At 71.0% G+C, this 10,738-nt stretch carries 10 protein-coding genes and 1 pseudogene; 8 read left to right on the top strand and 3 right to left on the bottom strand.

Annotated features, from left to right (window positions below; translation table 11 throughout):
• Positions 1 to 675 (top strand): annotated as a pseudogene (locus tag F8A92_RS18645) (hypothetical protein); the annotation flags it as partial.
• Here the strand turns inward: F8A92_RS18645 and F8A92_RS14030 are convergent.
• From F8A92_RS14030 to F8A92_RS14020, 3 genes are all read right to left on the bottom strand, one after another.
• On the bottom strand, positions 668 to 1,801 hold the full coding sequence (locus tag F8A92_RS14030; protein ID WP_153505794.1) for a PQQ-dependent sugar dehydrogenase: 1,134 nt from the start codon (positions 1,799 to 1,801) through the stop codon (positions 668 to 670). The pseudogene F8A92_RS18645 and the gene F8A92_RS14030 sit on opposite strands and share 8 nt — an antisense overlap.
• A gap of 70 nt (positions 1,802 to 1,871) precedes the next feature.
• The gene (locus F8A92_RS14025) at positions 1,872 to 2,492 is read right to left on the bottom strand and encodes a TetR/AcrR family transcriptional regulator (protein WP_153505793.1); all 621 of its coding nucleotides are present in this window, start codon (positions 2,490 to 2,492) and stop codon (positions 1,872 to 1,874) included.
• Between the two features lie 50 nt (positions 2,493 to 2,542).
• A complete protein-coding gene (locus F8A92_RS14020; RefSeq protein WP_153505792.1) occupies positions 2,543 to 2,980 on the bottom strand; it encodes a PH domain-containing protein in 438 nt (145 codons plus the stop codon).
• 72 nt (positions 2,981 to 3,052) lie between these two features.
• Between F8A92_RS14020 and F8A92_RS14015 the strand changes: the two genes are divergently transcribed.
• The 7 genes from F8A92_RS14015 (at position 3,053) to F8A92_RS13985 (ending at position 10,727) form a co-directional block, all read left to right on the top strand.
• On the top strand, positions 3,053 to 3,439 hold the full coding sequence (locus tag F8A92_RS14015; protein WP_153505791.1) for an FHA domain-containing protein: 387 nt from the start codon (positions 3,053 to 3,055) through the stop codon (positions 3,437 to 3,439).
• A gap of 251 nt (positions 3,440 to 3,690) precedes the next feature.
• Complete coding sequence (locus tag F8A92_RS14010) at positions 3,691 to 5,499, top strand: acetolactate synthase large subunit (RefSeq protein WP_153505790.1); 1,809 nt, start codon at positions 3,691 to 3,693, stop codon at positions 5,497 to 5,499.
• Positions 5,500 to 5,501: 2 nt separating this feature from the next.
• Positions 5,502 to 6,032 (top strand): acetolactate synthase small subunit, encoded by a 531-nt coding sequence (gene ilvN, locus F8A92_RS14005; protein WP_153505789.1) that lies wholly within the window; start codon positions 5,502 to 5,504, stop codon positions 6,030 to 6,032.
• Between the two features lie 70 nt (positions 6,033 to 6,102).
• A complete protein-coding gene (gene ilvC, locus F8A92_RS14000; RefSeq protein ID WP_153505788.1) occupies positions 6,103 to 7,131 on the top strand; it encodes a ketol-acid reductoisomerase in 1,029 nt (342 codons plus the stop codon).
• A gap of 37 nt (positions 7,132 to 7,168) precedes the next feature.
• Positions 7,169 to 8,194, top strand: a complete 1,026-nt coding sequence (locus F8A92_RS13995) for a 3-isopropylmalate dehydrogenase (RefSeq protein WP_153505787.1) — start codon at positions 7,169 to 7,171, stop codon at positions 8,192 to 8,194.
• A gap of 37 nt (positions 8,195 to 8,231) precedes the next feature.
• Positions 8,232 to 9,818, top strand: a complete 1,587-nt coding sequence (cimA, locus tag F8A92_RS13990) for a citramalate synthase (RefSeq protein WP_153505786.1) — start codon at positions 8,232 to 8,234, stop codon at positions 9,816 to 9,818.
• Between the two features lie 282 nt (positions 9,819 to 10,100).
• On the top strand, positions 10,101 to 10,727 hold the full coding sequence (locus F8A92_RS13985; RefSeq protein ID WP_153505785.1) for a hypothetical protein: 627 nt from the start codon (positions 10,101 to 10,103) through the stop codon (positions 10,725 to 10,727).
• The last annotated feature ends 11 nt before the right edge of the window (positions 10,728 to 10,738 follow it).

Raw genomic sequence — 10,738 nt, 5'->3', positions numbered from 1 at the left:
CCTGCCGCGCGACCCGCGGAGCCCGGTGGCCCCGCCGACCTGCTGAGCGCGCCGGGCGACGAGCCCGAGCCGGCCCGCAGCCCGTGGCGCTGGCTGGTGCCGCTCGTCGTGCTCGCGCTGGTGATCACCGCCGTCGCCCTGGGCTGGAGCACCCTGTTCGGCGGCGCCGGCGGCCGGGACGCCGCGCCCGGCGCCGCATCCGCCTCCGCGGGTCGGTCGGGTACGCCCGGCGCCCAGTCCAGCGGCGGGTACCAGTTCACCCGGCAGGCCACCGACACGCAGAAGAACTGCGCGGCGCACGCCTACGGGGACATCAAGACATTCCTGTCCGCACACCCCTGCGTCGGCATGCAGCGCGGCCTGTTCCAGACGCAGGTCGACGGCAAGCAGGCGGTCGTGAGCCTCGTCGAGGTGACGATGCCGGACGCCGACTCGGCCGCCAGTCTGAAGGCGACGACCGACAAGGACGGCACCGGGAACGTCAACGACCTGCTGCGCGAGAGCGCGCCGTCGGCGGGGATGCCGGGCAAGGAGGCGCTCGCGGACGGGGAGTACGCGTCGTCGGTCGACGGCAAGGTGGTGCGCATCGCGCAGGCCGCCTACGTCGACGGGTCGGCGTCGTCGGCGAAGGTCGACGCCGCGGCCGACGCGGCGCTGGCGCTGAAGCTCAGCTGATGTCGCCGGCGCCGCCGCCACCGGCGGGCGGCGGGATGTAGAGCACCCGGTCGTCGTCGGCGGCCGGCGTGCCGATGCCGTCGCGGTTGTACGTGCCCACCCACAGCCCGCCCTGGACCGGGTCGAGGGCCAGTGCCCGCAGCCGCCCGTACTTGCCGGTCAGCGACAGCGTGGGGTCGCCGGCCGGCTGCGCGTTCTTGTCGAGGACGGTCGTCGCCAGCGACTGGGAGTCGGTGCCGGCGGTGATCAGCGCCACCGCGCTCGCGGCGCACCCGGTGGCGCCGGCGTCCTTGCCGGCGGCGTAGCTGACGAACGGGTTCATCGCGCTGCCGAGGCCGCCGCCGCTCTGCTTGCCGTCGATCTTGAACACCGCGTTGCCGGTGAGCGCGCCGGGCGCCCCCGACCCGCCGTCGACGACGTACACGTTGGTGCCGTCGGTGCACATGCCGACCGGGTTGCCCACGCCGGTGGCGACCACCAGGCCGTTGGTTGCGGACGGTCCGGGGCCGCCCCACGGGTCGATGCTGAGGATCTTGCCGCCCAGCGCGCCGCTGCCGCCGGTCGCCACGAGCAGCATCCCGTCCGGGCCGATCGTCATCGCGGCCGACGCTGCCGGCAGCCCGGTGACCAGCGGCTTCGGCACGCCGTACTGGTTGAGGCTGACGACCTGGCCCTCGGTGGCGGTCGTGACGTACGCGTAGACCAGGGAGTTCTCGGCGTAGTACGGCGATGCCGCCATCGCGACCAGGCCGCCGCCGGTGCTGCCGTCGATGCCGGGCACCGTGAACAGCGCCTGCTGCGGCATGCCCTTGGCCGGGAAGACCTTCGTGACCACGCCGCTGGTGCGCTCGCCGACGAGCGCGGTCCCGTCAGGGAGCGCGGTCAGCGCGTGCGGCTGGTCGAGGCCGGTCGCGCGGACCCCGTCGTCCTGCGGCTGCGACGGGTCGCTCTGCTCGCCGCCGGGCGAGCCGGGCTGCTGCGGCTTGGGGATCTGCGGGGCCTGGGGGCTCGGCTTGACCTCCCAGCTGCCCGAGCCCACGTAGTCGGTCCCGCCGCAGGCGCTCAGCACCACCGCCACCAGGGCGCCGCCGAGGGGCGCGATGACGCGGCGGGACCGGGAGCTCATGCGAGGGTGCCTTTCGTCGGCCGGGGACGGCGGGGCGTTCGACGCACCAGTCTACGGATCGGTGCCGCCCTCAGACCGGTTCGGGCGCCTCCGGCTCGGTCGCCTTGAGGTGCGAGACGAGATAGCGGCCGTACTCGCGCAGCGTCTGCTGCAGGCCCCGAGTCTGCGGGTCGACGCAGTACCGCAGCGTGACCCCGTCGAGCACCGCGATCAGGCCGACGGCGAGCGGCTCGATGTCGAGGTCCCAGCGGTACCGCCCGTCCTGGGTGGCCATCTGCAGAATGGCCAGCGCCGCGCGGTGGTACTCCTCGTACTGGAAGTGCCGCAGCTCTTCCAGGTCCGGATCGTAGTGCGAGGTCAGCGTGATGTCGAACATCGCGGCGTGCACCTCGGGGTGCGCGGTGACGTCGTTCCAGTAGGCGGCCAGGCTGCCGTGCACGAGGTCCTCGATGGAGGGCGCGCCGTCCATCGCCTGACGCGCCAGGCCGATGTGCATGGGCACCCGGCGGGTCACCACGATCTTGAGCAGGTCCGCCCGGCTGTCGAAGCAGTAGTGGAACGAGCTCTGCGGCATGCCGGCCTCGGCGCAGATCGCCCGCGTGGTCGCCGCCGCGACGCCGGATCGCATCATCACCCGCCACGCGGCGTCGATCAGCAGCTCACGGCGCTCGTTGATCGCAAGACGAACCATGCCTGCCCTCCTTTGCACTGTGGCACCGGTCACACCCGATGTGCCGAATCCTAGCCGGACGCCGGGGAGTCGCGGGAAGGCGCGTCGTCGAAGAGCAGCTCCCGCAACCGGGGCAGATCCCGCGGGCGGGCGGTGCTCAGCCGCACGGTCGAGCCGTCGGCGCGCATGAGGTGGACGTGCCGGCCGTCGGGGACGGCGAACCCCGCGAGGTCGGCGCGGCGCACGGTGGACGACGACAGCATCCCGCGGACGACGACGCGGTCGGCGTAGACGTCCGCGCCGACGCGCAGCAGCAGCACGACCGCGAACGCGAACGGCAGCAGCAGGAGCAGCCCCCACGCGTCCAGGGCGGTCGCCAGCGGGATGGTGCAGATGGCCGCGATCAGCAGCGGCACGAAGAGGGTCCGCGAGTAACGGATGCGCAGGGGGCGATCGGCCGGTCGGGCGGCGTCCGCGCTCGCCGCGGGCCTGGTGTCGGTACGTCTCACAGGTTCATCCTCCCATCCGTGCGCGGCGGACCGGGCGGGTCATAGGCTCGTCGCGGACGGAGGTGGCCGGTGATGGGGGAGCGGACCGACGACACGCGAGCGCTGCACCACCTGGTGAGCGAGGGCGCCGACCAGCCGACGATGCTCGTGCCGCGGCCGGACCTGCCCGGCTCGGGCGACGTGTATTCCCTCTCGTCGGCGCAGCGGCGGGTCACCGTGGGCCGCAGTGCCCGGTGCGACGTCGTGCTCGACGACGAGCGGGTGTCGCGGCTGCACGCCGTCGTCCGGCTGCTCGGGGCCCGAGCGGTGATCGAGGACGCCGGGTCCACCAACGGCACGTACGTCGACGGGGTGCGGATCGAGGGCCCCACCGAGCTGCGCGAGGGGGCGGCGGTGCGCCTCGGCAGGCGGGGACCGGTCTTCCGCTACGGCCGCAGCTTCGGCCGTCCGGGCGGGTGAGGATGTCGGGTAGGTCTCAGAATCCGAACTAACCGTCTCGGAATGTGGAACAGGTTTGACCTGTCCGCCGCGCCGGAGCACGCTTGTCGACGTGACCCCCACCGGAATGCTCGTACTCATTGCCTAGCGCGTCGGCCCGCCGACGCGCTAGACCCCCGATGTGCCAGCGGCACAGGGGGTTTTTTCATGTACCAGCCCTCCCACAAGGAACCCGCACCGTCCTGAGCTCGTGATCCGAGGAAGGAAGCACCATGGCAAGCAGGCCGATCGCCGCACCACAGCCGCCCAAGCGCGGCACCGCCGCGCCCGAGGCGCAGCTGACCGAACACTGCAGCGGCGCGCAGTCGCTCGTGCGTTCGCTGGAGTGTGTCGGCGCCGACACGTTGTTCGGCATTCCCGGCGGCGCGGTGCTGCCGGTGTACGACCCGCTGTTCGACTCGTCGCTGCGGCACATCCTGGTGCGGCACGAGCAGGGTGCCGGACACGCGGCCGAGGGCTACGCCCAGGCGACCGGCAAGGTCGGGATCTGCATCGCGACCTCCGGTCCCGGCGCGACCAACCTGGTCACGCCGATCGCCGACGCCAACATGGACTCGGTGCCCATCGTCGCCATCACCGGCCAGGTGTCGGCGGCGCTGCTGGGCACCGACGGGTTCCAGGAGGCGGACATCTGCGGCATCACGTCCCCCGTCTGCAAGCACAACATGCTGGTCACGGACGCCGAGGACATCCCGCGGGCGATCGCCGAGGCGTTCCACATCGCCTCCACCGGGCGTCCCGGGCCGGTCCTTGTCGACATCCCCAAGAGCGTGCTGCAGGCCGACACGGTGTTCCGCTGGCCGCCGCAGCTGGCGCTGCCGGGCTACCGGCCGGTGACTCGCCCGCACCTCAAGCAGATCCGCGAGGCCGCCAAGCTCATCCACGCGTCGTCCCGCCCCGTGCTGTACGTCGGCGGCGGCGTCATCAAGGCCGAGGCCTCCGACGAGCTCGTCGAGCTGGCCGAGCTCACCGGGATCCCGGTCGTCACCACGCTGATGGCGCGTGGCGCCTTCCCCGACTCGCACGAGCAGCACCTCGGCATGCCCGGCATGCACGGCACCGTCCCGGCCGTCACCGCCCTGCAGAAGGCCGACCTGCTGATCGCGCTGGGCACCCGCTTCGACGACCGCGTCACCGGCGACCTGAAGAGCTTCGCGCCCGAGGCGAAGGTCGTGCACGCGGACATCGATCCCGCCGAGATCGGCAAGAACCGGGTGGCCGACGTCCCGATCGTCGGCGACTGCAAGGAGACGATCGCCGAGCTGATCACCGCCCTGCGCGGCCTGCGCGGCGAGTCCGACGCCGCGGACCTCGGACCCTGGTGGGCCGACCTCGATCGCTGGCGCCGCAAGTTCCCGCTCGGCTACGACTGGCCGGCCGACGGCACCCTCGCGCCGCAGTACGTCATCGAGCGCATCGACGCCCTCACCCCGCCCGGTGCGGTGTTCGCCGCCGGCGTCGGGCAGCACCAGATGTGGGCGGCGCAGTTCGTCAAGTACGAGCAGCCGCGCACCTGGCTGAACTCCGGCGGCCTCGGCACGATGGGCTACGCCATCCCCGCCGCCATGGGCGCCAAGGCCGGAGCGCCCGAGAAGATCGTGTGGGCGATCGACGGCGACGGCTGCTTCCAGATGACCAACCAGGAGCTGGCCACCTGCGCGATCGAGGGCATCCCGATCAAGGTCGCGGTGATCAACAACGGCAACCTGGGCATGGTGCGCCAGTGGCAGACCCTGTTCTACGAGGAGCGGTACTCCAACACCGAGCTCGGCACCCACAAGCACCGCATCCCGGACTTCGTCAAGCTCGCCGAGGCGCTGGGCTGCGTCGGGCTCCGCGCGGAGTCCAAGGAAGAGGTGGACGACGTGATCCGCCAGGCGCTCGAGATCAACGACCGCCCGGTCGTCATCGACTTCACCGTCGGCAAGGACGCGCAGGTCTGGCCGATGGTCGCCGCGGGCACCAGCAACGACGAGATCCTCGCCGCGCGCGACATCCGTCCCGACTTCGACGAGGAGTAGGCATGACCACCACTCGGCACACGCTGTCGGTCCTCGTCGAGGACAAGCCCGGCGTCCTCGCCCGGATCGCCGGGCTGTTCAGCCGGCGCGGCTTCAACATCGAGTCGCTCGCGGTCGGCCCGACCGAGCAGTCCGAGGTCTCGCGCATCACCATCGTGGTGACGGTCGAGGACAACCTCATCGAGCAGGTCACCAAGCAGCTGAACAAGCTTGTCCAGGTGATCAAGATCGTCGAGCTGGAGCCGGCCAGCTCGGTGCAGCGCGAGATCGTGCTCATCAAGGTCCGGGTCGACGCGCACCACCGCGCACCGGTCATCGAGACCGTCGAGCTGTTCCGCGCCAAGGTCGTCGACGTCACCACCGACTCGGTGACCATCGAGGCGACCGGGACCCGCGAGAAGCTCGCCGCGCTGATCGCCGCCCTGGAGCCGTTCGGCGTCCGCGAGCTCGTGCAGTCCGGCGTCGTGGCGATCGGCCGCGGACCCCGCTCGATCACCACGACCCAGGCGCGGCCCGCCGAACGCGCCGGCTGACACCTCCATCCTTCATCCAGCAGCTCACATCGCCGGCCGCGGGCCGGCACACACGAAAGGGAACGCCACGATGGCAGCAACAATGTTCTACGACGACGACGCCGACCTCGGCCTGATCCAGGGCCGGAAGGTGGCCGTCATCGGCTACGGCAGCCAGGGCCAGGCGCATGCGCTGTCGCTGCGCGACTCCGGCGTCGACGTCCGCGTCGGCCTGCAGCCGTCGTCGAAGAGCGTGCAGAAGGCCCAGGACGAGGGCCTGCGCGTCGTGACCCCGGCCGAGGCCGCCCAGGAGGCCGACCTCATCATGGTGCTGGCTCCCGACCACGTGCAGCGCACGCTGTACGCCGACGAGATCGCCCCGAACCTCGAGGACGGCAACGCGCTGTTCTTCGGCCACGGCTTCAACATCCGCTTCGGCTACATCAAGCCCCCGGCCGGCGTCGCGGTCGCGATGGTCGCGCCGAAGGGCCCCGGGCACCTGGTCCGCCGCGAGTTCGTCGACGGCAAGGGCGTCCCGTGCCTGGTGGCCGTCGAGCAGGACCCGACCGGCGACACCGAGGCGCTCGCCCTCTCGTACGCGAAGGCGATCGGCGGCACCCGCGCCGGCGTCATCAAGACGACCTTCACCGAGGAGACCGAGACCGACCTGTTCGGCGAGCAGGCCGTGCTGTGCGGCGGCATGAGCCGCCTCGTGCAGCAGGGCTTCGAGGTGCTGACCGAGGCCGGCTACCAGCCGGAGGTCGCCTACTTCGAGTGCCTGCACGAGCTGAAGCTCATCGTCGACCTGATGTACGAGGGCGGCATCGCCAAGCAGCGCTGGTCCGTCTCGGACACCGCCGAGTACGGCGACTACACCTCCGGACCGCGCGTCGTCGACGAGCACGTGAAGGAGAACATGAAGGCGGTGCTCGCCGACATCAAGAGCGGCAAGTGGGCGCAGGCGTTCATCGACGACCAGGACGCCGGTGCTCCGGACTTCAAGAAGCGCCGTGCCGAGCAGGAGCAGCACCCGATCGAGGCCACCGGCCGCGAGCTGCGCAAGCTCATGAGCTGGGTCTCCGCAGAGGACGACTACCAGGAAGGCACCGCGGCCCGCTAGCCGCGATCGCCCACGACGCAAGGGAAGCGAAAAACGTATGAAGCTCGCAGTAGTCCCCGGGGACGGGATCGGCATCGAGGTCACCGCAGAGGCGCTGAAGGTCCTGGAGGCGGCCGGCGTGAACGCCGAGCAGACCCAGTACCCGCTCGGCGCGAAGTTCTGGCACGAGACGGGCGAGCTGCTGCCCGACTCGATGATGGAGGAGCTGCGCGGCCACGACGCGATTCTGCTCGGCGCGGTCGGCGATCCGTCGGTGCCCCCGGGGATCCTGGAGCGGGGACTGCTGCTGAAGCTGCGCTTCGCCTTCGAGCACTTCGTGAACCTGCGTCCGGCGAAGCTCTACCCGAACACCGACTCGGTCCTCGCGGGAGACCAGCACATCGACTTCGTGGTCTTCCGCGAGGGCACCGAGGGCCCGTACGCCGGCAACGGCGGCACGCTGCGCCAGGGCACGCCGAACGAGATCGCCACGGAGGTCTCGCTCAACACCGCGTTCGGCGCGCGGCGGGTCATCGAGGCGGCGTTCCAGACCGCGCAGCAGCGCGAGCGCAAGCACCTCACGCTGGTGCACAAGACGAACGTGCTGGTGCACGCCGGCGGCCTGTGGCAGCGCACCTTCGACGACGTCGCGAAGAGCTACCCCGACGTGACGACGGCGTACTCGCACGTCGACGCGGCGATGATCTACCTGGTCAACGATCCGCAGCGGTTCGACGTCATCGTGACCGACAACCTGTTCGGCGACATCGTGACCGACCTCGCGGCCGCGGTGACCGGCGGCATCGGTCTCGCGGCGTCGGGCAACATCGACGCGACGCGCACCAACCCGTCGATGTTCGAGCCGGTGCACGGCTCCGCGCCGGACATCGCCGGGCAGAACCTCGCCGATCCGACCGCCGCGATCCTGTCGGCGAGCATGCTGCTGGACCATCTCGGCGAGAAGGAGCTTGCCGCGAAGGTCGAGCGCGCCGTGGCTGCGGACCTCGCCTCCCGTGACCGGCGCCGCGCCGGGTCGACCACCGAGATCGGTGACCGCATCGCCGCCCTCGTAGCCAGCTCGTAGGGCCTCGGGCCCCACGCACCACAGAAGGAACCACGCGATGAACCCCGATGCCAGCCTGCCGATGGGCGACTCCTTCCACGTGTACGACACGACGCTGCGCGACGGCGCGCAGCGGGAGGGCATCACCTACTCGGTCGCCGACAAGCTCGCGGTCGCGCGGCTGCTCGACGAGCTCGGCGTCGGGTTCATCGAGGGTGGCTGGCCGGGTGCGCTGCCGAAGGACACCGAGTTCTTCGCGCTGGCCAAGGACGAGCTCGACCTGCAGACCGCGCAGCTGGTCGCGTTCGGCTCGACCCGTAAGGCCGGCGCCGTCGCGGCCGAGGACCCGCAGGTGCAGGCGCTGGTGGACTCCGAGGCGCTGGTCGTCTGCCTGGTCGCGAAGTCCGACGTGCGGCACGTCGAGCAGGCGCTGCGCACCACGCGCGAGGAGAACATCGCCATGGTCCGCGACACGGTCGCGCACCTGGTCTCCTTGGGGCGCAGGGTGTTCGTCGACTGCGAGCACTTCTTCGACGGCTACAAGTTCGACCCGGCGTACACGCTGTCGGTGATGCGGGCGGCGTACGAGGCGGGAGCCGACGTCGTCGTCATGTGCGACACGAACGGGGGCATGCTGCCGACCGGCATCCAGCGGATCGTGGGGGAGGTGCGCGCCGCGGTCGACGGCCGCCTCGGGATCCACTGCCAGGACGACACCGGCTGCGCCGTGGCCAACACGCTGACCGCGGTCGAGGCGGGCGTGACCCACGTGCAGTGCACCGCCAACGGCTACGGCGAGCGGACCGGGAACGCGGACCTGTTCGGCGTCCTCGGCGGGCTGGTCGCCAAGCTCGGCATGGACGTGCTGCCGAAGGGCCGGTTCGCCGAGATGCAGCGCATCTCGCACGCGCTCGCGGAGGAGGCCAACCTCGCGCCGAACACCCACCAGCCGTACGTCGGGTCCTCGTCGTTCGCGCACAAGGCGGGGCTGCACGCGAGTGCGATCAAGGTCGCTCCCGAGCTCTACAACCACATGGATCCCAGCGACGTCGGCAACGACATGCGGATCCTGGTGACCGAGATGGCCGGGCGCGCGAGTGTCGAGCTCAAGGGCCGCGAGCTCGGCGTCGACATCGCGAACGACCCCGACGCGGTCGGTCGCGTGGTCGACATCGTGAAGCGCCGGGAGGCGGAGGGGTGGTCGTACGAGGCCGCCGACGCGTCCTTCGAGCTGCTGATGCGCGACGAGCTCGACCACGAGCGGGCTCCGGTGTTCGAGCTCGAGTCGTACCGCGTGATCGTGGAGCACCGGGCGGACGACTCGGTGGTCTCCGAGGCGACGGTGAAGCTCACGACGCGCGGCGAGCGGGTCATCGCGACCGCCGAGGGCAACGGCCCGGTGAACGCGCTCGACCAGGCGCTGCGCCGGGCGATCGTCGGTCACTTCCCGCAGCTCGACGGCATCGAGCTCTCCGACTACAAGGTCCGCATCCTCGAGGGGCGGCACGGCACCGACGCGACCACGCGGGTGCTCATCGACTCGACCGAGGGTGAACGCACCTGGACCACCGTCGGCGTCCACCCGAACGTCGTCGAGGCGTCCTGGAAGGCGCTGGTCGACTCGGTCGCCTACGGCCTCCTCTAGACCTCCGTCCCTGTTCGCGGCGTACTCCGGTACCGAAATCAGGTGGTTTCGGTACCGAAGTGCGCCGCGAATGGGCTCGCTCGCTCGACGACCACGAAGCGGCCCGCTCAAGGTGCCGACCTGTGCAGCGTCTGGCGTGCGGAACTAGGCACATAGTCCGGAGCCGCGACTCGCCGCGCGCCCCACCGAGCCGTCGAGTCCGGCCATGGTCTACCGACGTCACCGGACCGATGAGCCCTGGGCGCCCTTGTACAGGGCCGGGGGGTCGCTGGGCTGGTCTTCGTGCTGCTCGTCGTGATCCCGATCGTGCTGGTCTTCGTCGCGCCGGTACCTCCCACCGAGGGACGTGCGTTGCTGGAGTACATCGGCGCCCATAAGGGCGTCTATCTCACCGAGCTCGTGTGCTTCGTGGGACTCGGCGTGCCAGCGCTCATCGTCTTCGCGGCCGTGGCGGTCGCGCTGCGGGAGGCCCATCGGAGCGCGGCGCTCATCGGTGGTCTGTTCGGAATCACGTCCGAGGCCATCGCGCTGGCTCTGGGGAGCAGTCCGCAGTCGTTGCACGGCGGTCTCGTCGTGCTGAGCGACTCCTACCTCGCTGCGGGCTCCGACGCTGAGCGTGCCTCGCTGACCGGCGCGGCGGAGGCCCTCATCGCCACCACCAACGCGGTGTCCTGGGCGGGTGTCCTGACGGCCGCAGCGATCCTGATCCTCTCCGCGACCATGCGCGGCAGCGCCTTCGGCCGGTGGGTGGGTGGTCTGGGGGTGATCACCGGAGCGATAGGAATCGCGTCGGAGGCCCTACGACCGATGATCGGCTCGGCGTACCTGCTCTACGGGCTCCTGCTGCCGATCTGGTTCGCGCTCGTCGCATGGCGGTTGCTGCGGCTCGATGAGCGACGCAGTCCATGATCCGGCGGGGT

Source organism: Cumulibacter manganitolerans (genome assembly GCF_009602465.1).
GTDB classification, from domain to species: Bacteria; Actinomycetota; Actinomycetes; order Mycobacteriales; family Antricoccaceae; genus Cumulibacter; species Cumulibacter manganitolerans.
Note: the sequence above shows the minus strand (reverse complement) of the source record. Positions and strands in the feature narration are given on the sequence as shown.